General features: G+C 65.0%; 16 protein-coding genes and 3 rRNA genes. 15 read left to right on the plus strand and 4 right to left on the minus strand.

Annotated elements, in window-relative coordinates; all coding sequences use genetic code 11:
• The first annotated feature begins 10 nt into the window (after positions 1-10).
• The 11 genes from GPY60_RS01450 to GPY60_RS01500 all read left to right on the plus strand — a co-directional run bounded on the left by GPY60_RS01450 (position 11) and on the right by GPY60_RS01500 (position 9901).
• Positions 11-1207, plus strand: a complete 1197-nt coding sequence (locus GPY60_RS01450) for a glycosyltransferase family 4 protein (RefSeq protein WP_156686021.1) — start codon at positions 11-13, stop codon at positions 1205-1207.
• A 246-nt stretch (positions 1208-1453) separates the two neighbouring features.
• A complete protein-coding gene (locus tag GPY60_RS01455) occupies positions 1454-1936 on the plus strand; it encodes an ATP synthase subunit I (protein ID WP_156685794.1) in 483 nt (160 codons plus the stop codon).
• Positions 1929-2684: a F0F1 ATP synthase subunit A gene (gene atpB, locus GPY60_RS01460; RefSeq protein ID WP_156685795.1), complete on the plus strand. Its 756-nt coding sequence runs from the start codon at positions 1929-1931 to the stop codon at positions 2682-2684. The genes GPY60_RS01455 and atpB overlap by 8 nt, the downstream gene beginning before the upstream one ends.
• A gap of 87 nt (positions 2685-2771) precedes the next feature.
• On the plus strand, positions 2772-3017 hold the full coding sequence (locus GPY60_RS01465) for a F0F1 ATP synthase subunit C (protein WP_156685796.1): 246 nt from the start codon (positions 2772-2774) through the stop codon (positions 3015-3017).
• A 19-nt stretch (positions 3018-3036) separates the two neighbouring features.
• The gene (locus tag GPY60_RS01470; RefSeq protein WP_156685797.1) at positions 3037-3573 is read left to right on the plus strand and encodes a F0F1 ATP synthase subunit B; all 537 of its coding nucleotides are present in this window, start codon (positions 3037-3039) and stop codon (positions 3571-3573) included.
• A gap of 6 nt (positions 3574-3579) precedes the next feature.
• Entirely contained in the window at positions 3580-4920 is a 1341-nt protein-coding gene (locus tag GPY60_RS01475) for a F0F1 ATP synthase subunit B/delta (protein WP_156685798.1), read from the plus strand.
• Between the two features lie 61 nt (positions 4921-4981).
• Positions 4982-6661 (plus strand): F0F1 ATP synthase subunit alpha, encoded by a 1680-nt coding sequence (atpA, locus tag GPY60_RS01480; protein WP_156685799.1) that lies wholly within the window; start codon positions 4982-4984, stop codon positions 6659-6661.
• Positions 6662-6667: 6 nt separating this feature from the next.
• Positions 6668-7582, plus strand: a complete 915-nt coding sequence (locus GPY60_RS01485) for a F0F1 ATP synthase subunit gamma (protein WP_156685800.1) — start codon at positions 6668-6670, stop codon at positions 7580-7582.
• A 22-nt stretch (positions 7583-7604) separates the two neighbouring features.
• A complete protein-coding gene (atpD, locus tag GPY60_RS01490; protein WP_156685801.1) occupies positions 7605-9074 on the plus strand; it encodes a F0F1 ATP synthase subunit beta in 1470 nt (489 codons plus the stop codon).
• Position 9075: 1 nt separating this feature from the next.
• The gene (locus GPY60_RS01495; RefSeq protein WP_156685802.1) at positions 9076-9441 is read left to right on the plus strand and encodes a F0F1 ATP synthase subunit epsilon; all 366 of its coding nucleotides are present in this window, start codon (positions 9076-9078) and stop codon (positions 9439-9441) included.
• A gap of 16 nt (positions 9442-9457) precedes the next feature.
• Entirely contained in the window at positions 9458-9901 is a 444-nt protein-coding gene (locus GPY60_RS01500) for a DUF2550 domain-containing protein (RefSeq protein ID WP_156685803.1), read from the plus strand.
• Between the two features lie 147 nt (positions 9902-10048).
• On the opposite strand, the gene GPY60_RS01505 is transcribed toward GPY60_RS01500, so the two are convergent.
• Positions 10049-10633 carry a cob(I)yrinic acid a,c-diamide adenosyltransferase gene (locus GPY60_RS01505; RefSeq protein ID WP_156685804.1) on the minus strand — a complete coding sequence of 195 codons (585 nt, stop codon included), beginning with the start codon at positions 10631-10633 and terminating at the stop codon, positions 10049-10051.
• A gap of 80 nt (positions 10634-10713) precedes the next feature.
• Here GPY60_RS01505 and murA point away from each other — a divergent pair, with 80 nt between their 5' ends.
• From murA to rrf, 4 genes are all read left to right on the plus strand, one after another.
• Positions 10714-11970, plus strand: a complete 1257-nt coding sequence (murA, locus tag GPY60_RS01510) for a UDP-N-acetylglucosamine 1-carboxyvinyltransferase (protein ID WP_156685805.1) — start codon at positions 10714-10716, stop codon at positions 11968-11970.
• 563 nt (positions 11971-12533) lie between these two features.
• Positions 12534-14053, plus strand: a 16S ribosomal RNA gene (locus GPY60_RS01515).
• A gap of 272 nt (positions 14054-14325) precedes the next feature.
• Positions 14326-17422 (plus strand): 23S ribosomal RNA (locus tag GPY60_RS01520).
• Between the two features lie 66 nt (positions 17423-17488).
• Positions 17489-17601, plus strand: a 5S ribosomal RNA gene (gene rrf, locus GPY60_RS01525).
• The 16S, 23S and 5S rRNA genes sit together here, the layout of an rRNA operon.
• A gap of 115 nt (positions 17602-17716) precedes the next feature.
• On the opposite strand, the gene GPY60_RS01530 is transcribed toward rrf, so the two are convergent.
• The 3 genes from GPY60_RS01530 to GPY60_RS01540 all read right to left on the minus strand — a co-directional run bounded on the left by GPY60_RS01530 (position 17717) and on the right by GPY60_RS01540 (position 20365).
• On the minus strand, positions 17717-18220 hold the full coding sequence (locus tag GPY60_RS01530; protein ID WP_156685806.1) for a methylated-DNA--[protein]-cysteine S-methyltransferase: 504 nt from the start codon (positions 18218-18220) through the stop codon (positions 17717-17719).
• Positions 18217-19695, minus strand: coding sequence for a DNA-3-methyladenine glycosylase 2 family protein (locus tag GPY60_RS01535; RefSeq protein WP_156685807.1), 1479 nt, complete (start codon positions 19693-19695; stop codon positions 18217-18219). The genes GPY60_RS01530 and GPY60_RS01535 overlap by 4 nt, the downstream gene beginning before the upstream one ends.
• Positions 19696-19765: 70 nt before the next feature.
• Positions 19766-20365, minus strand: coding sequence for a TetR/AcrR family transcriptional regulator (locus GPY60_RS01540; protein ID WP_156685808.1), 600 nt, complete (start codon positions 20363-20365; stop codon positions 19766-19768).
• Between the last annotated feature and the right edge of the window lie 47 nt (positions 20366-20412).

Here is a 20412-nt window from a genome sequence, read left to right on the forward strand (position 1 = left end):
TCTCAGGTTGTTGCAGTACGGTCTCGACGTGTCCAGCGTCGCCGGTGGTCTGCTCGCGCTGTCCGACCGCAGCGCCGGCGTCCCGTTGCGCGAACTCGCACTCGTCGGCCTGACCGCGGCGATCATCACGTACTTCGCGACCGGCCCGGTGCGCATGCTGGCCACCCGGCTCGGCGCGGTCGCCTACCCCCGCGAGCGTGACGTGCACGTGACTCCCACGCCGCGCATGGGCGGCCTGGCGATGTTCGTCGGCGTCCTCTCGGCGGTGTTCCTGGCGTCGCAGCTCCCGGCGCTCACCCGCGGTTTCGTCTACTCGACGGGCATGCCCGCGGTGCTCGTGGCGGGCGCGGTCATCATGGGCATCGGCCTGATCGACGACCGCTGGGGCCTGGACGCGCTGACGAAGTTCGCCGGTCAGATCACCGCGGCCAGCGTGCTGGTCACCATGGGCGTGGCGTGGAGCGTCATCTACATCCCCCTGGGCGGCGTCGGCACGATCGTCCTCGACCAGGCCTCCTCGATCCTGCTCACCCTGGCGCTCACCGTGTCGATCGTCAACGCAATGAACTTCGTCGACGGCCTCGACGGGCTGGCCGCGGGGCTCGGGCTCATCACCGCGCTGGCCATCTGCGTGTTCTCTGTGGGCCTGCTGCGCGACCACGGCGGCGACGTGTTGTTCTACCCGCCCGCGGTCATCTCCGTCGTGCTGGCCGGGGCATGCCTGGGCTTCCTGCCGCACAACTTCCACCGGGCGAAGATCTTCATGGGCGATTCCGGCTCGATGCTGATCGGCCTGATGCTCGCCGCCGCCTCCACCACCGCGGCCGGACCCGTGTCGCAGAACGCCTACGGCGCCCGCGACGTGTTTGCTCTGCTGTCGCCGTTCCTCCTGGTGGTCGCGGTCATGTTCGTGCCGATGCTGGACCTGCTGCTGGCCATCGTGCGCCGCACCCGCGCCGGCCGCAGCGCGTTCAGCCCCGACAAGATGCACCTGCACCATCGGTTGCTGCAGATCGGTCATTCGCACCGCCGGGTGGTCCTGCTGATCTATCTGTGGGTGGGCATCGTGGCCTTCGGCGCCGCGAGCACGATTTTCTTCGACCCGCGCGACACCGCCATGGTGATGCTGGGGGCCATCGTGGTCGCCGGGGTGGCAACGGCCATCCCGCTCCTGCGCCGCCGCGACGACTACGTCGACGAGGACTAGCCGCGTCTACGACACCAGGTAGTAGTAGCGGTCGCGCTATGGTACGGTGCAGGTAGAAGCCCAAAAACAAGCCTCGGAGGACACCGGGCAATCGGCCGTTCGGGCGCCAGTTCGGATGGGCGGTTTGAAGACCGGCGCCTGGAGCTACCCCTTGGGCGAATCAGCTGTGACGTGCGATACGCTCGGCGGGCCACCGATCAGTCGATCGGGGGTTTCCGTTTGTCAACCTGGGATTGAGGTGCTGCAGTGACGACACCAGCGCAGGACGCGCCGTTGGTGTTCCCCTCTGTTGCTTTCCGCCCCGTCCGTCTTCTCGTGATCTGCCTCGTGATCGCGGCGGGGGCGACGCTCGCCGCGGGGCTGTCCGGTCACCTCATGGTCGGCGTGTTCTTCGGCGCCGGCTTGCTCCTCGGTTTGCTCAACGCGCTTCTGGTGCGCCGGTCGGTGGAGTCGATCACCGCGACCGACCACCCCCTGAAGCGGAACATGGCACTCAACTCGGCATCGCGGCTCGCGGTCATCACGGTCCTCGCGCTGATCGTCGCCTTCGTCTTCCGCCCCGCCGGCCTGGGCGTGCTCTTCGGGCTGGCGCTGTTCCAGGTGCTGCTGGTCGTGACCACGGCAATCCCCGTCTGGAAGAAGATCCGCGCCGGGGGCGTGGCCGTCGAGGCGGCGGCCCCCGACGCGGCCACCACCGGGACCGAGGAAAGGACCCCAGGGAATGACTGAAGTCTTCTTGGCCGATTCCCAGATCGAGGTCGGGCAGCACAACACGGCGACGTGGTTCGGCCTGACCGTCAACACCGACACCGTCCTGTCGACCGCGATCGCCGCGGTGATCGTGCTGGCGCTGGCCTTCTTCCTGCGGGCGAAGATCACGTCGACGGGCGTGCCCAGCGGCGTTCAGTTGTTCTGGGAGGCGCTGACCATTCAGATGCGCGACCAGATCGAGGCGGCGATCGGCATGCGGATCGCGCCGTTCGTGCTGCCCCTGGCGGTCACGATCTTCGTGTTCATCCTGATCTCCAACTGGTTGTCGGTTCTGCCCCTGCAGTACACCGACAAGTCGGGCCACACCACCGAGCTGCTGAAGTCCGCGGCCGCCGACATCAATTACGTTCTGGCGCTGGCCCTTTTTGTGTTCGTCTGTTACCACGTCGCCGGCATCTGGCGGCGCGGGATCGTCGGCCACCCCTTGGCCGTGCTGAAGGGCCACGTGGCGTTCCTGGCGCCGATCAACCTGGTCGAGGAGCTCGCCAAGCCGATCTCGTTGTCGCTCCGGCTCTTCGGAAACATCTTCGCCGGCGGCATCCTGGTGGCGCTCATCGCGCTCTTCCCCTGGTACATCATGTGGTTGCCCAACGCGATCTGGAAGTCGTTCGACCTCTTCGTCGGCGCGATCCAGGCCTTCATCTTCTCGATCCTGACGATCCTCTACTTCAGCCAGTCGATGGAAGTGGAGGAACACCATGACTGAAACCGCCACGACGCGGCCCAAGATCCGCACCAACACAGGCGCCTGATAGACCGCTATCAGACAGCCACCACATAAAGGAGGAAAAGCATGGACCCCACTATCGCTGCCGGTGCCCTCATCGGCGGTGGACTGATCATGGGCGGCGGTGCGATCGGCGCCGGCATCGGTGACGGTGTCGCGGGTAACGCCCTGGTGGCCGGCATCGCCCGGCAGCCCGAGGCGCAGGGCCGACTGTTCACCCCGTTCTTCATCACGGTGGGTCTGGTCGAGGCTGCCTACTTCATCAACCTCGCCTTCATGGCGTTGTTCGTATTCGCCACGCCAGTCAAGTAATTGGTGTGACGGGCCTGTGATGCATAGCGCGCACCTCAGTGTCCTGGCCGAAGGCCAGGGATCCGAGGGAGGGGGAGGCAGCAACTTCCTCGTTCCCAACGGCACGTTCTTCTTCGTGCTCGGCATCTTCCTCATCGTGCTCATCATCATCGGCACGTTCGTCGTGCCGCCGATCATGCGGGTGTTGCGCGAACGCGAGGCCTTGGTCGCCAAGACCGCGGCCGACAACAAGAAGGCCTCCGAGCAGTTCGAGGCGGCCCGGGCCGACTACGAAGAAGCGTTGAAGGAGGCCCGGGTTCGGGCGTCGTCGTTGCGCGACGATGCCCGCGCGGAAGGCCGTAAAGTGGTGGAGGACGCGCGCGCCCGCGCCGAGCAACAGGTGATGTCCACGTTGCAGGGGGCCGCCGAACAATTGAAGCGGGAGAGGGACTCCGTGGAACTCGATCTGCGCGCGAACGTCGCGGGCATGTCGGCGACGCTGGCCAGCCGGATCCTGGGTGTGGACGTCGCCCCCGTCGCGGCGACGACGTCCTCGACCGCGAAATCGGGGCGGTAATCGCGCATGTCGACATTCTTCGGCCAGTTGCTGGGATTCGGCCTCATCGTGTTTCTGGTGTGGCGCTACGCCGTTCCGCCCATCCGCCGCATGATGAAGACCCGGCAGGAGACGGTGCGCCGGCAGCTGGAAGAGTCGTCCGCGGCGGCGGACCGGCTGACCGAGTCGACCACCGCCCACAGCCGGGCGGTGGAGGACGCCAAGTCGGAAGCCGAACGGATCGTCGAGGAGGCGCAGGCCGACTCGGCCCGACTCGCCGAGCAGCTGCGCGCCCAGGCCGGCGTCGAGGCGGAACGCATTGAAGCCCAAGGCAACCGGCAGGTGGAGCTGCTGCGGACGCAGCTGAGCCGTCAGCTCCGGCTGGAACTCGGTCACGAGGCCGTTCGCCAGGCGGGCGAACTGGTGCGCAACTACGTCGCGGACGCAGAACAGCGGTCGGCCACCGTCGACCGGTTCCTGGACGACCTCGACGCCATGGCCCCGGCGCCCACCGAGGTGTCGTACCCGCTGCTGGCCAAGATGCGCTCGGCCAGCCGCAGGGCGGTGACCGAGCTGGCGGAGCGGTTCAAAGACCTGGCCAAAGACCTTGACACCAAAGCCCTTTCGACGCTGTCCGAGGAGCTGGTCGCGGTAGGCCAGATGCTGGACCGCGAGATCGTGGTGACCCGGTACCTCACCGTGCCCGCCGAGGACGCGACGCCCAGGGTCCGGCTGATCGAGCGACTGGTGTCGGGCAAGGTCAGCGACGCCACGCTCGACGTCCTGCGCCTCGCGGTCTCCGAGCGCTGGTCGGCCAACGCCGACCTCGTCAGCGCCATCGAACACGTGTCCCGGCAGGCGCTGCTCGAGGTGGCCGAGCGCGAGGACAAGGTCGACGAGGTCGAGGACCAGCTGTTCCGGTTCTCCCGCATACTCGACGCGCAGCCGCGGCTGGCGATCCTGCTGGGCGACTACTCCGTTCCCGTGGAGGGACGGGTGGGGCTGCTGCGCAAGGTGCTCGACAGCGCGAGCGGCGGCGTCAACCCGGTTGTGCTGCAACTGCTCACCCACACCGTCGAACTGCTGAGGGGCCAGAACGCCGACGAGGCAATCCAATTCCTGGCAGGGGTCGCCGTGGCGCGCCGCGGCGAGGTCGTCGCGCAGGTCACCGCGGCGGCCGAGCTCAGCGACGCGCAGCGCTCGCGGCTCACCGAAGTCCTCGGCCGCATCTATGGGCACCCGGTGGCGGCGCAGGTGCAGGTCGACGAGGCCGTGCTGGGCGGGCTGCTCATCTCCGTTGGCGACGAGGTGATCGACGGGACCCTCTCGTCACGCCTGGCCGCGGCCGAGGCGCAATTGCCCGACTGACCACCGAGCACCCACCACCAAGACCGACGCGAACAAAGATCAAGTAGGAAGACGAAAACCCATGGCCGAGTTGACAATCTCCGCTGAGGACATCCAGGGCGCCATCGAGGAGTACGTAGACTCCTTCACCTCCGACACCGCCCGCGAGGAGGTCGGTACGGTCATCGAGGCCGGTGACGGCATCGCGCACGTCGAAGGCCTGCCCTCGGTCATGACCCAGGAACTGCTGGAGTTCCCGGGCGGCGTCCTGGGCGTCGCGCTGAACCTCGAAGAGCACAGCATCGGCGCAGTGATCCTGGGTGACTTCGAGAAAATCGAAGAGGGCCAACAGGTCAAGCGCACCGGTGAGGTGCTGTCGGTGCCCGTCGGCGACGCGTTCCTCGGCCGCGTCGTCAACCCGCTGGGGCACCCCATCGACGGCCAGGGCGACATCGAGACCGACATCCGCCGCGCGCTCGAGATCCAGGCGCCGTCGGTGGTGCAGCGCCAGAGCGTCAAGGAGCCGCTGCAGACCGGCATCAAGGCCATCGACGCCATGACGCCGATCGGTCGCGGGCAGCGGCAGCTGATCATCGGTGACCGCAAGACCGGCAAGACCGCCGTGTGCGTCGACACGATCCTCAACCAGCGCGGCAACTGGGAGTCGGGCGACGAGAAGAAGCAGGTCCGCTGCGTCTACGTGGCCATCGGGCAGAAGGGCACGACCATCGCGTCGGTCCGGCGCGCGCTCGAGGAGGGCGGCGCGATGGACTACACCACCATCGTCGCGGCCCCGGCGTCCGACTCCGCCGGCTTCAAATGGCTTGCGCCGTACACCGGTTCGGCGATCGCGCAGCACTGGATGTACGAGGGCAAGCACGTGCTGATCGTCTTCGACGACCTCAGCAAGCAGGCCGAGGCCTACCGCGCGATCTCGCTGCTGCTGCGCCGCCCGCCCGGCCGCGAGGCCTACCCGGGCGACGTCTTCTACCTGCACTCCCGCCTGCTGGAGCGCTGCGCCAAGCTGTCCGACGACCTTGGTGGCGGCTCGCTGACCGGCCTGCCGATCATCGAGACCAAGGCCAACGACATCTCGGCCTACATCCCCACCAACGTCATCTCGATCACCGACGGTCAGTGCTTCCTGGAGTCAGACCTGTTCAACCAGGGCGTGCGGCCGGCCATCAACGTCGGTGTCTCGGTGTCCCGCGTGGGCGGGGCGGCGCAGATCAAGGCGATGAAGGAAGTGGCCGGCTCGCTGCGTCTGGACCTGTCCCAGTACCGCGAACTGGAGTCGTTCGCGGCGTTCGCCTCCGACCTGGACGCGACGTCCAAGGCCCAGCTGGAGCGCGGCGAGCGGCTCGTCGAGCTGCTCAAGCAGCCGCAGTATCAGCCGATGCCCGTCGAGGAGCAGGTGGTCTCCATCTTCCTGGGCACCGGCGGTCACCTGGACTCGGTGCCCGTCGAGGACGTCCGGCGGTTCGAGACCGAGCTGCTCGACCACATGCGCGCGTCCGAGGAGAGCTTCCTGGCCGGGATCCGCGACAGCGGGAAGCTCTCCGAGGAGGGCGAGAACCAGCTCACGGAGATCATCAACAACTTCAAGAAGAGCTTTGCCGCGTCCGACGGTGCCTCGGTGGTGCCCGACGAGCACGTCGAGGCGATGGACGAAGAGGACCTGGAAAAGGAGTCGGTGCAAGTCAAGCGCGAAAAGCCCAAGGAACAAAAAGAATCCAAGGACGCCAAGAAGGACAAGAAGTAGCTAAAGATGGCTGCCACACTTCGCGAACTGCGCGGCCGGATTCGTTCGGCCGGGTCGATCAAGAAGATCACCAAAGCGCAGGAGATGATCGCGACATCGCGCATCGGCAAGGCGCAGGCGCGGCTCGAAGCCGCCCGGCCCTACGCCTTCCAGATCACCGCGATGCTCACGACCCTGTCCGCCGAGGCCGCGCTGGACCACCCCCTGCTGGTCGAACGACCCGAGCCGAAGCGGGCCGGGGTGCTGGTGGTGTCGTCCGACCGCGGCCTGTGCGGGGCGTACAACTCCAGCATCTTCCGCCGCGCCGAGGAGCTCTTCTCCCTGCTGAGGGAGGAAGGCAAGACGCCGGTCGTGTACACGGTGGGCCGGAAGGCCTTGAACTACTTCAAGTTCCGCAACTGGGACATCACCGACTCGTGGACCGGCTTCTCCGAGCAGCCCCAGGTGGAGAACGCGCAGGAGATCGCCTCCACGCTGGTCGACGCCTTCATGAAGGGCGTCGGCGATGACGACGACGAGCAGTCGGACGCGCAGGGCGTGGACGAGCTGCACGTCGTGTACTCGGAGTTCAAGTCGATGATGTCGCAGCAGGCGGTGGCCCACCGCATGGCCCCGCTGGTCGTCGAGTACGTCGAAGAGACCGAGGAGCTCCACACGCTGTACTCGTTCGAGCCAAACGCGACAACGCTTTTCGACGCGCTGCTGCCGCGCTACATCACGACCCGGGTCTACGCCGCGCTGCTCGAATCCGCGGCGTCGGAGCTGGCGTCGCGGCAGCGGGCGATGAAGTCGGCCACCGACAACGCCGACGACCTCATCAAGGAGCTGACGCTGATGGCGAACCGCGAGCGGCAGGCCCAGATCACCCAGGAGATCAGCGAAATCGTCGGCGGCGCGAACGCGCTCGCCGACGCCGAGTAGCACACGAGGAAAGAAGAAAATTATGGCTGCTACTACCAAAACGACCGAGAAGACCGACAAGTCGTCGAGCAACGGCGAAACCAGCGGCCGCGTCGTCCGGATCGCCGGACCCGTCGTCGACGTCGAGTTCCCGCGCGGCTCCGTGCCGGAGCTGTTCAACGCGCTCAACGCCGAGATCACCTTCGAGGACCTGAAGAAGACGCTGACGCTCGAGGTCGCCCAGCACCTGGGCGACAACCTGGTGCGCGCAATCTCGTTGCAGCCCACCGACGGCCTGGTGCGCGGCGTCGAGGTCACCGACTCGGGCAAGTCGATCTCGGTGCCGGTCGGGGAGAAGGTCAAGGGCCACGTGTTCAACGCCCTGGGCGACTGCCTCGACGAGCCCGGGTACGGCGAGGACTTCGACCACTGGTCGATTCACCGCAAGCCGCCGGCGTTCGAGGACCTCGAGCCCCGCACGGAGATGCTCGAGACCGGGCTGAAGGTCGTCGACCTGCTCACCCCGTACGTGCGCGGCGGCAAGATCGCCCTGTTCGGCGGTGCCGGCGTGGGCAAGACGGTGCTCATCCAGGAGATGATCAACCGCATCGCGCGCAACTTCGGCGGTACGTCGGTGTTCGCCGGCGTGGGGGAGCGCACGCGTGAGGGCAACGACCTGTGGGTCGAGCTCAAAGAGGCCGACGTGCTTAAGGACACCGCGCTGGTGTTCGGCCAGATGGACGAGCCGCCCGGCACCCGTATGCGGGTCGCGCTGTCGGCGCTGACGATGGCCGAGTGGTTCCGCGACGAGGCCGGCCAGGACGTTCTGCTGTTCATCGACAACATCTTCCGGTTCACGCAGGCCGGCTCCGAAGTCTCCACGCTGCTCGGCCGGATGCCGTCGGCGGTGGGATACCAGCCCACCCTGGCCGACGAGATGGGCGAGCTGCAGGAGCGCATCACCTCGACCCGTGGCCGCTCGATCACGTCGATGCAGGCGGTCTACGTGCCCGCTGACGACTACACCGACCCGGCGCCCGCGACCACGTTCGCGCACCTCGACGCCACCACGGAGCTGTCCCGTTCGGTGTTCTCCAAGGGCATCTTCCCCGCGGTGGATCCACTGGCGTCCAGCTCGACGATCCTCGACCCCAGCGTCGTCGGCGACGAGCACTACCGCGTGGCGCAGGAGGTCATCCGAATCCTGCAGCGCTACAAGGACCTTCAGGACATCATCGCCATCCTCGGCATCGACGAGCTGTCCGAGGAGGACAAGCAGCTGGTGCAGCGGGCGCGGCGCATCGAGCGGTTCCTGTCGCAGAACATGATGGCGGCCGAGCAGTTCACCGGGCAGCCGGGTTCGACGGTGCCGGTCAAGGAGACCATCGAGGCGTTCGACCGCCTGACCAAGGGCGAGTTCGACCACATCCCCGAGCAGGCGTTCTTCCTGATCGGCGGGCTCGACGACTTGGCCAAGAAGGCCGAGAGTTTCGGCGCCAAGCTGGAATCCTGACATGGCGGAATTGAACGTTGAGATAGTCGCCGTCGACCGGAAGATCTGGTCGGGCGAGGCGACGTTCCTGTTCACCCGCACCACCGTCGGCGAAATCGGCATCCTGCCGCGGCACATCCCGCTCGTCGCGCAGCTGGTCGACGACGCCATGGTGCGCGTCGAACGCGAGGGCGAGGACGACCTGCGGATCGCGGTGGACGGCGGCTTCCTGTCGGTCACCGAGGAGGGCGTGACCATCCTGGCCGAGTCCGCCGAGTTCGAGTCCGACATCGACGAGAGCGCCGCGCGGGAGGACTCCGAATCGGACGATCCCCGCATCGCGGCCCGGGGACGCGCCCGATTGCGCGCCGTCGGCGCGATCGACTAGCAGCGCCCGAACGATGATGAGCGCGCCCATGGTTGGCATGGTCGCGCTCGTCGTCGTGCTGGCGGGGGCCGTCATCGCGCTGAGCTTCCGGCTGTGGAAGCTGCGGCAGGGCGGCACGGCGGGAATCATGCGCGACATCCCCGCGGTCGGCGGCCACGGCTGGCGTCACGGCGTGATCCGCTATCGCGGCGGGGAAGCCGCGTTCTACCGGCTCTCGAGCCTCCGGCTCTGGCCGGATCGCCGGCTGAGCCGCCGGGGGCTCGAAATCGTGGCCAGGCGCGCGCCGCGGGGCGACGAGTTCGACATCATGACCGACGAGATCGTCGTCCTGGAGTTGCGCGACACGACGCAGGACCGCCGGCCCGGGTACGAGCTCGCGCTCGACCGCGGCGCGTTGACCGCGTTCCAGTCTTGGCTCGAGTCCCGTCCGTCGCCCCGTGCGCGCCGCCGCAGCGTCTAGCGGTCGGCTAACTAGCCCCGAGCCTGCGCTCGGTGCGCCGAGACTGCGCTCAGTGCGTCGAAAACCGGGAGATGAGTGTCTCGGCGCAGTTTCGACGCCACCACCGCAGGGTCGGCGCCGAAAAAGCACTTACTCGCAACGCTTTCCCTAGCCGGCGCTCGGCGCGCCGCCGCCCGGCCGCCAGAGCACGTCGCCGTCGGGGTTGGCCACCCGGGAAAGGATGAACAGCAGATCGGACAGCCGGTTGAGGTACTTCGCCGGCAGGGCGCTCGTGGTTTCGGGTGCGGCGTGCACCGCGGCCCACGCCGAGCGCTCCGCTCGCCGCGTCACGGTTCGGGCGACGTGCAGATACGCCGACAGCGGTGAACCGCCCGGCAGCACAAAGGAATTCAGCGCGGGCAGCGGCTCGTTGTATTCGTCGCACCAGCGTTCGAGCCGGTCGATGTAGGGCTGGGTGATGCGCAGCGGCGGATATTGGGGGTTCTCCACCACCGGGGTCGACAGGTCGGCGCCGGCGTCGAACAGGTCGTTCTGGATCTGCCGGAGCACCGCGGCGATCTTCTCGTCGGGTCGCCCGACCGCGACCGCCACGCCGATCGCCGAGTTGGCCTCGTCACAGTCGGCGTACGCCACCAGACGGGGGTCGTTCTTCGACACCCGCGAGAAGTCGCTCAGACCGGTCGTTCCGTCGTCGCCGGTCCGCGTATAGATGCGGGTCAGGTGGATGGCCATGAGCAAACCGTACCCGGCGCATGAAATGACCCGGCCCTAGCTGACTGACAAGGCGATACCCCTTCACTAAACTGACCCGGGTGGCTGAGCGATTCGTGGTGACCGGCGGCAACCGGTTGTCCGGCGAAGTCGCAGTCGGGGGCGCCAAGAACAGCGTGCTCAAGCTGATGGCCGCAACACTGCTGGCCGAGGGCACCAGCACGATCACGAACTGCCCCGACATCCTCGACGTGCCGCTGATGGCGGAGGTGCTGCGCGGCCTGGGCGCCACCGTCGAGCTCGACGGCGACGTCGCACGGATCACCTCACCCGACGAGCCCAAGTACGACGCGGACTTCGCCGCGGTGCGGCAGTTCCGGGCCTCGGTCTGTGTGCTCGGCCCGCTTGTCGGGCGGTGCAAGCGGGCCAGGGTGGCGTTGCCCGGCGGTGACGCGATCGGCTCGCGCCCCTTGGACATGCACCAGGCGGGCCTTCGGCAGTTGGGCGCCCAGTGCAACATCGAGCACGGCTGCGTCGTCGCCCAGGCGGACACGCTGCGCGGCGCCGAGATCCAGCTGGAGTTTCCCTCGGTGGGAGCCACCGAGAACATCCTGATGGCGGCCGTCGTCGCCGAGGGCGTCACCACGATCCACAACGCGGCGCGCGAGCCCGACGTGGTCGACCTGTGCACGATGCTCAATCAGATGGGCGCGCAGATCGAGGGCGCGGGATCCCCGACCATGACGATCACCGGCGTCCCGCGGCTGCATCCCACCGAGCACCGGGTGATCGGCGACCGCATCGTCGGCGCCACCTGGGGCATCGCCGCGGCGATGACCCGCGGGGACATCACCGTGACCGGGGTGGACCCGGCCCACCTGCAGGTGGTGCTGCACAAGCTGCACGACGCCGGCGCCACCGTCACCCAGACGGACAACAGCTTCCGCGTCGTCCAGTACGAGCGGCCCAAGGCCGTCAACGTCGCGACGCTGCCGTTTCCCGGCTTCCCCACCGACCTGCAGCCGATGGCGATCGCGCTGGCGTCCATCGCCGACGGCACCTCGATGGTCACCGAAAACGTCTTCGAGGCGCGGTTCCGGTTCGTCGAGGAGATGATCCGCCTCGGCGCCGACGCCCGCACCGACGGTCACCACGCGGTGGTGCGCGGGCTGCCGCAACTGTCGAGCGCGCCGGTGTGGTGCTCCGACATCCGGGCCGGCGCCGGCCTGGTGCTGGCGGGCCTGGTAGCCGACGGCGAGACCGAGGTGCACGACGTCTTCCACATCGACCGCGGCTACCCGCTGTTCGTGGAGAACCTGGTCAGTCTCGGGGCCGAGATCGAGCGGGTGGGCGGGTAGCCTCGCCCGACGCCCGCCGGTCGAATCCCCCTGACGTACCTGCCAGGCCGGGGGCCGGAACAAATCCGTCGAACCGGCTGTTGACTACCTCGTACCCCGGTCGGGCGGCCCCATTTTCGGGCCCCGCGACCACCCGAGATCAGCCGCCAAAACCCGGCGATTTTGGGAGCCGAGACCGAGCGGGTACAGTGTTCAAAGTCAATGCCCCACAAGGGCGGTCGCCTCTCGCAGGTGGTCTCAACCGGGGCTTGACTTCCCTACCGGATCGGTACTAGCCTGGCACGGCTGCCCCGAAGCGGTCACCCTCCAAGGAGATGACCAAAACTGGGGCTTGACGCCTCTGCCAGAACGGTATTAAGCTGGCAGGGTTGCCCCGAAGCGGGCGGAACAAGTGTTGTTTGAGAACTCAATAGTGTGTTTGGTTAATAAGTTTGTTGTTGTTTTTTTGGCCATGCCTAGCACTCCCCGTGTGTGGGTATGGCCGTTTTGATGCCAGTTAATGGCGTCTTTTTGTTAGGTCAGATTTTCTCTGATTTGAAATCACCTCGTTCTCGAGGAGTTTTTGTTTGGAGAGTTTGATCCTGGCTCAGGACGAACGCTGGCGGCGTGCTTAACACATGCAAGTCGAACGGAAAGGCCCCTTCGGGGGTACTCGAGTGGCGAACGGGTGAGTAACACGTGGGCAATCTGCCCTGCACTTCGGGATAAGCCTGGGAAACTGGGTCTAATACCGGATAGGACCTCGAGGCGCATGCCTTGTGGTGGAAAGCTTTTGCGGTGTGGGATGGGCCCGCGGCCTATCAGCTTGTTGGTGGGGTGATGGCCTACCAAGGCGACGACGGGTAGCCGGCCTGAGAGGGTGTCCGGCCACACTGGGACTGAGATACGGCCCAGACTCCTACGGGAGGCAGCAGTGGGGAATATTGCACAATGGGCGCAAGCCTGATGCAGCGACGCCGCGTGGGGGATGACGGCCTTCGGGTTGTAAACCTCTTTCAGCAGGGACGAAGCGCAAGTGACGGTACCTGCAGAAGAAGCACCGGCCAACTACGTGCCAGCAGCCGCGGTAATACGTAGGGTGCGAGCGTTGTCCGGAATTACTGGGCGTAAAGAGCTCGTAGGTGGTTTGTCGCGTTGTTCGTGAAATCTCACGGCTTAACTGTGAGCGTGCGGGCGATACGGGCAGACTAGAGTACTGCAGGGGAGACTGGAATTCCTGGTGTAGCGGTGGAATGCGCAGATATCAGGAGGAACACCGGTGGCGAAGGCGGGTCTCTGGGCAGTAACTGACGCTGAGGAGCGAAAGCGTGGGGAGCGAACAGGATTAGATACCCTGGTAGTCCACGCCGTAAACGGTGGGTACTAGGTGTGGGTTTCCTTCCTTGGGATCCGTGCCGTAGCTAACGCATTAAGTACCCCGCCTGGGGAGTACGGCCGCAAGGCTAAAACTCAAAGGAATTGACGGGGGCCCGCACAAGCGGCGGAGCATGTGGATTAATTCGATGCAACGCGAAGAACCTTACCTGGGTTTGACATGCACAGGACGCGTCTAGAGATAGGCGTTCCCTTGTGGCCTGTGTGCAGGTGGTGCATGGCTGTCGTCAGCTCGTGTCGTGAGATGTTGGGTTAAGTCCCGCAACGAGCGCAACCCTTGTCTCATGTTGCCAGCGGGTAATGCCGGGGACTCGTGAGAGACTGCCGGGGTCAACTCGGAGGAAGGTGGGGATGACGTCAAGTCATCATGCCCCTTATGTCCAGGGCTTCACACATGCTACAATGGCCGGTACAAAGGGCTGCGATGCCGTAAGGTTAAGCGAATCCTTTTAAAGCCGGTCTCAGTTCGGATCGGGGTCTGCAACTCGACCCCGTGAAGTCGGAGTCGCTAGTAATCGCAGATCAGCAACGCTGCGGTGAATACGTTCCCGGGCCTTGTACACACCGCCCGTCACGTCATGAAAGTCGGTAACACCCGAAGCCAGTGGCCTAACCCTTTGGGAGGGAGCTGTCGAAGGTGGGATCGGCGATTGGGACGAAGTCGTAACAAGGTAGCCGTACCGGAAGGTGCGGCTGGATCACCTCCTTTCTAAGGAGCACCACGAAAAACACCCCAATTGGTGGGGTGTGAGCCGTGAGGGGCCTTCGCCTGTAGTGGGCGGGGCCGGGTGCACGACAACAAGCGAAAGCCAGACACACTATTGGGCCCTGAGGCAACACTCGGCCAGTCCGCGTGGAGTCTCCCCATCTTGGTGGTGGGGTGTGGTGTTTGATTATTGGATAGTGGTTGCGAGCATCTAATGGACGCGCTGCCCTCGTGGCACGTGTTCATTTGTGTAATTTCTTCTGATTTTTGTGTGAAAGTAAGTTCTTAAGGGCGCATGGTGGATGCCTTGGCATCGAGAGCCGATGAAGGACGTGGGAGGCTGCGATATGCCTCGGGGAGCTGTCAACCGAGCGTTGATCCGAGGATTTCCGAATGGGGAAACCCAGCACGAGTGATGTCGTGTTACCCGCATCTGAATATATAGGGTGCGGGAGGTAACGCGGGGAAGTGAAACATCTCAGTACCCGTAGGAAGAGAAAACAATTGTGATTCCGTCAGTAGTGGCGAGCGAACGCGGAACAGGCTAAACCGCTCACATGTGTAACCGGGTAGGGGTTGTGTGTGCGGGGTCGTGGGATTGATACATCTCAGCTCTACCTGGCTGAGGGGTAGTCAGAAAGTGTCGTGGTTAGCGGAAGTGGCCTGGGACGGTCCGCCGCAGACGGTGAAAGCCCGGTACGCGAAAACCCGGCACCTACCTCGTATCAACTCCCGAGTAGCAGCGGGCCCGTGGAATCTGCTGTGAATCTGCCGGGACCACCCGGTAAGCCTAAATACTTCTCGATGACCGATAGCGGATTAGTACCGTGAGGGAATGGTGAAAAGTACCCCGGGAGGGGAGTGAAAGAGTACCTGAAACCGTGTGCCTACAACCCGTCAGAGCCTCCTCGTGGGGTGATGGCGTGCCTTTTGAAGAATGAGCCTGCGAGTCAGGGACATGTCGCGAGGTTAACCCGTGAGGGGTAGCCGCAGCGAAAGCGAGTCTGAATAGGGCGCATCCCCTTTGGGGTGTAGTGGCATGTTCTGGACCCGAAGCGGAGTGATCTACCCATGGCCAGGGTGAAGCGCGGGTAAGACCGCGTGGAGGCCCGAACCCACTTAGGTTGAAGACTGAGGGGATGAGCTGTGGGTAGGGGTGAAAGGCCAATCAAACTCCGTGATAGCTGGTTCTCCCCGAAATGCATTTAGGTGCAGCGTTGCGTGTTTCACCACGGAGGTAGAGCTACTGGATGGCCGATGGGCCCTACTAGGTTACTGACGTCAGCCAAACTCCGAATGCCGTGGTGTATAGCGTGGCAGTGAGACGGCGGGGGATAAGCTCCGTACGTCGAAAGGGAAACAGCCCAGATCGCCGGCTAAGGCCCCTAAGCGTGTGCTAAGTGGAAAAGGATGTGCAGTCGCAAAGACAACCAGGAGGTTGGCTTAGAAGCAGCCACCCTTGAAAGAGTGCGTAATAGCTCACTGGTCAAGTGATTGTGCGCCGATAATGTAGCGGGGCTCAAGCACACCGCCGAAGCCGCGGCAACCGCAAGGTTGGGTAGGGGAGCGTCCCCCATTCAGCGAAGCCATCGGGTGACCGGTGGTGGAGGGTGGGGGAGTGAGAATGCAGGCATGAGTAGCGATAAGGCAAGTGAGAACCTTGCCCGCCGTAAGACCAAGGGTTCCTGGGCCAGGCCAGTCCGCCCAGGGTGAGTCGGGACCTAAGGCGAGGCCGACAGGCGTAGTCGATGGACAACGGGTTGATATTCCCGTACCCGTGTGTGGGCGTCCCTGACGAATCAGCGGTACTAACCATCCAAAAGGTGGTCTATCAATCCCTTCGGGGTGCGAGGATCGCCGGCTGCATGGGACCTTCGCTGGTAGTAGTCAAGCGATGGGGTGACGCAGGAAGGTAGCCGTACCAGTCAGTGGTAACACTGGGGCAAACCTGTAGGGAGAGCGATAGGCAAATCCGTCGCTCATATTCCTGAGAGGTGATGCATAGCCGATTGAGGCGAATTCGGTGAGCCTCTGCTGCCAAGAAAAGCCTCTAGCGAGCACACACACGGCCCGTACCCCAAACCGACACAGGTGGTCAGGTAGAGCATACCGAGGCGTACGAGATAACTATGGTTAAGGAACTCGGCAAAATGCCCCCGTAACTTCGGGAGAAGGGGGACCGGAACACCGTGAACAGCCTGCGCTGGGAGCGGGATCCGGTCGCAGAAACCAGTGAGAAGCGACTGTTTACTAAAAACACAGGTCCGTGCGAAGTCGCAAGACGATGTATACGGACTGACGCCTGCCCGGTGCTGGAAGGTTAAGAGGACCCGTTAACCGTAAGGTGAAGCGGAGAATTTAAGCCCCAGTAAACGGCGGTGGTAACTATAACCATCCTAAGGTAGCGAAATTCCTTGTCGGGTAAGTTCCGACCTGCACGAATGGCGTAACGACTTCTCAACTGTCTCAACCATAGACTCGGCGAAATTGCACTACGAGTAAAGATGCTCGTTACGCGCGGCAGGACGAAAAGACCCCGGGACCTTCACTACAACTTGGTATTGGTGTTCGGTACGGTTTGTGTAGGATAGGTGGGAGACTGTGAAACCCCAACGCCAGTTGGGGCGGAGTCGTTGTTGAAATACCACTCTGATCGTATTGGACACCTAACGTCGAACCGTATATCCGGTTCACGGACAGTGCCTGGTGGGTAGTTTAACTGGGGCGGTTGCCTCCTAAAATGTAACGGAGGCGCCCAAAGGTTCCCTCAACCTGGACGGCAATCAGGTGTTGAGTGTAAATGCACAAGGGAGCTTGACTGCGAGACCTACAAGTCAAGCAGGGACGAAAGTCGGGATTAGTGATCCGGCACCCCCGAGTGGAAGGGGTGTCGCTCAACGGATAAAAGGTACCCCGGGGATAACAGGCTGATCTTCCCCAAGAGTCCATATCGACGGGATGGTTTGGCACCTCGATGTCGGCTCGTCGCATCCTGGGGCTGGAGCAGGTCCCAAGGGTTGGGCTGTTCGCCCATTAAAGCGGCACGCGAGCTGGGTTTAGAACGTCGTGAGACAGTTCGGTCTCTATCCGCCGCGCGCGTCAGAAACTTGAGGAAACCTGTCCCTAGTACGAGAGGACCGGGACGGACGAACCTCTGGTATACCAGTTGTTCCACCAGGAGCACCGCTGGATAGCCACGTTCGGACAGGATAACCGCTGAAAGCATCTAAGCGGGAAACCTTCTCCAAGATCAGGTTTCTCACCCTTTTAGAGGGATAAGGCCCCCCGCAGAACACGGGTTTGATAGGCCAGACCTGGAAGCTCAGCAATGAGTGAAGGGAACTGGCACTAACCGGCCGAAAACTTACTTAAACACATCGCAACCACTGTCTTTCTGACACCACACCCCCCACCGATACCCACAAATTTAAATAGAGTTACGGCGGCCACAGCGACAGGGAAACGCCCGGTCCCATTCCGAACCCGGAAGCTAAGCCTGTCAGCGCCGATGATACTGCCCCTCCGGGTGGAAAAGTAGGACACCGCCGAACATATACAAAAACACCCCCGCGCAAGCGGGGGTGTTTTTGCATTTCTTACGCGGTCGAACGTCGACTTGTTGCGGAAATTCCGGCTAAATATCGCAACGAGTCGACGTTCGCCGGCCTAATCGAACAGGGTCAAATCGGAGTTCGCCGACGCCCGGCCCTTTTCCAGGTCGAGCAGCGTCCGCTTCCGATCGAGTCCTCCGCCGTAGTCGGTGAGGCTGCCGCCGGCCCCGATGACGCGATGGCACGGGACGACGATCGCAATGGGATTGTGGCCGTTGGCCAGTCCCACCGCGCGGGCCGAGCCGGGCGCGCCGATTTGGTGGGCGATCTGGCCGTACGACCGGGTCTCCCCGTAGGGAATGGTCAGCAGTGCCGCCCAGACGCGGCGCTGGAACTCGCTGCCGTGCAGGTCGATTCGGACATCGAAGTCGGTGAGATCGCCGGCGAAATAGGCGACGAGTTGCTCGACGACATCGTCGAACGCCTTTGGGTCGGGCGACCAGTCGGCGCGGCTGGGCTCGTAGGTCTGGTCGACCATGCGCAGGTGGGTCAGGACCGAGTCCCGGCCCGCCAGGGTCAGCGGTCCGATGGGGCTGTCGACGGTGCGGTAGGTGATCACGCGACCTCCTGTGGTGGCCAATGGTTTACCGGATGATCGAGGGTGGTCCACAAGTGCTGGGTGGCGTACGAACGCCAGGGCCGCCAGCGCGCGCTGCGCGCGGTCAGTCTTCGCTGATCGGTCGGGAGTCCGAGGTCCTCGGCAGCCAGCCGCAGCCCGAGGTCGCTCGAGGGAAAGGCGTCCGGATCTCCCAGGCCGCGCATCGCGATGACCTCTGCCGTCCACGGGCCGATGCCGGGCAGCGCGAGCAGCTGCGCGCGGGCGCGATCCCAGTCGCTGCCCGCGTCCAGCACGAGGCTCCGGTCGGCGAGGCCGCCGACCAACGCACTCAGGGTCCGCTGCCTCGCCTTGGGGACCGCCAGGTGGACGGGATCGATGTCGGCCAGTTCGTCGACCGACGGGAAGGTGTGGGTCAGCCCGCCGTCGGCATCGTGGATCGGACGCCCGTAGGCCGCCACCAGTCGGCCGGCGTGAGTCCGTGCCGCCTTGGTCGACACCTGCTGGCCGAGCACCGCCCGCACGGCCAGTTCGGCCTCGTCGACCGTGCGCGGAATGCGCTGCCCGGGTGCCTTTTTCACGATCGGGGCCAACTGCTCGTCGCCCGACAGGGCGTCGACCACCGCCTCGGGGTCGGCGTCGAGGTCCAGGAGCCGGCGGCAACGGGCAATCGCGGTGGTGAGGTCGCGGAAGTCGTCGAGGACGAGCGCGCAGCGCACGTGGTCGACGGCCGGGGTGAGGGCGACCACCGCGGTGCCTCGCGGAAGTCGCAGGCTGCGGCGGTAGGCGCCGCCGCGCACCTCCTCGCACCCGGGCACGGCGGTGGCCGCCAGGTGGCCGAAGACGCCCTCGTACGCGAACGGTGTGCGCACCGGTAGCCGGAGCGTCAGCACCCCGGTCGCCGGACCCGGCTGACCCGTCGCGCGCCGGCGCAGCGCCGACGGGGTGGCCTCGAACACCAGTCGCACGGTGTCGTTGAACTGGCGGATGCTCGAGAACCCGGCGGCGAACGCCACGTCTCCGAACGGCAGGTCCGTGGTCTCGATCAGCACACGGGCGGTCTGGTCGCGCTGCGCGCGGGCCAGCGCGAGCGGCCCGGCACCGACCTCGGCCTGCAGCAGCCGCTCCAACTGTCGCGTGGTGTATCCGAGGTGGGCCGCCAGCCCGCCGACGCCGTCCCGGTCGACCGTGCCGTCGGCGATCAGCCGCATGGCGCGAGCGACCACGTCGCCGCGCACGTTCCATTCCGGCGACCCCGGTGAGGCGTCCGGGCGGCACCGCTTGCACGCGCGGAAGCCCGCGCGCTGCGCGGCCGCCGCGCTGGGATAGAAGCGCACGTTGCGCGCGAACGGCGGCCGCGCGGGACAGCTGGGCCGGCAGTAGATTCCGGTGGTGAGCACGGCGGTCACGAACCAGCCGTCGAACCGGGCATCCTTGGATTGGACGGCCCGGTAGCAGCGGTCGAAGTCGGCTTGCACGTTTCCACAGTTACACCACGGCGCCGACAAAACTAGCGGAAAAGCGACACGGCAGTGACCGTTGAGCGCGTCAGGGCTCAAGCGGCCCGAGCAGATAGCGCTGCAGGGTGTCGCCCAGATCCGCCGCGACACGTGCGCGCGGGTGACCCGTCAATGGTTCGAGGCCCACGATGCTGTTCGCCATGGCGTAGCCGGAGATCTGCGACATCACCAGGCTGGCTCGGTAGGCGGCGTCCTCGGCCCCGAGTCGTTCGGCGATGGGCTGAAGTATGTTGCACGTCAGGAATTGTCGTACCAACTTCGCGGCTTCCGGTTCGGACGTGGCGGCGCGGATCATGCTCACCATGGATCGTCGCCGGGCTTCGTCGGCGAGGATCTCGATGATGGCCGTGGCAAGCCGTCGACCGGCCGTGGCGTGGTCGCCGGAGACGACCCCATCGATCAGCGCGGCCATATCCGCGACCGGCTCGACGACCGCCAAGAAGAGTTCCCACTTGGTGCCGAAGAAGTAGGTCACCAAGCCAGGGTCGACGCCGGCGTTCTTGGCGACCTGCCGGACGGTGGTTCGGTCGTAGCCGTGTTCCGCGAAGAGCTTGCGAGCGCTGTCCTCGATCGCCGCTTGCGTGGCGGTTGGCCCCGGCCGTCGGCCGGAGTGACTGCGTTTGACCAAGAATTCCGCCTACCGCTTGACACTGGAATTCTACGGCCGCAGAATTC

Origin of the sequence: Mycobacterium sp. Marseille-P9652, assembly GCF_902652685.1 — a bacterium.
Taxonomy (GTDB): Bacteria; Actinomycetota; Actinomycetes; order Mycobacteriales; family Mycobacteriaceae; genus Mycobacterium.

Excerpts from the sequence above, each read along its gene's own strand:
- atpB (WP_156685795.1), top strand. The coding sequence starts at position 1,929 with ATGACTGAAGTCTTCTTGGCCGATTCCCAGATCGAGGTCGGGCAGCAC.
- GPY60_RS01465 (WP_156685796.1), top strand. The coding sequence starts at position 2,772 with ATGGACCCCACTATCGCTGCCGGTGCCCTCATCGGCGGTGGACTGATC.
- GPY60_RS01470 (WP_156685797.1), top strand. The coding sequence starts at position 3,037 with ATGCATAGCGCGCACCTCAGTGTCCTGGCCGAAGGCCAGGGATCCGAG.
- GPY60_RS01475 (WP_156685798.1), top strand. The coding sequence starts at position 3,580 with ATGTCGACATTCTTCGGCCAGTTGCTGGGATTCGGCCTCATCGTGTTT.
- atpA (WP_156685799.1), top strand. The coding sequence starts at position 4,982 with ATGGCCGAGTTGACAATCTCCGCTGAGGACATCCAGGGCGCCATCGAG.
- GPY60_RS01485 (WP_156685800.1), top strand. The coding sequence starts at position 6,668 with ATGGCTGCCACACTTCGCGAACTGCGCGGCCGGATTCGTTCGGCCGGG.
- atpD (WP_156685801.1), top strand. The coding sequence starts at position 7,605 with ATGGCTGCTACTACCAAAACGACCGAGAAGACCGACAAGTCGTCGAGC.
- GPY60_RS01495 (WP_156685802.1), top strand. The coding sequence starts at position 9,076 with ATGGCGGAATTGAACGTTGAGATAGTCGCCGTCGACCGGAAGATCTGG.
- GPY60_RS01500 (WP_156685803.1), top strand. The coding sequence starts at position 9,458 with ATGAGCGCGCCCATGGTTGGCATGGTCGCGCTCGTCGTCGTGCTGGCG.
- GPY60_RS01505 (WP_156685804.1), bottom strand. The coding sequence starts at position 10,633 with ATGGCCATCCACCTGACCCGCATCTATACGCGGACCGGCGACGACGGA.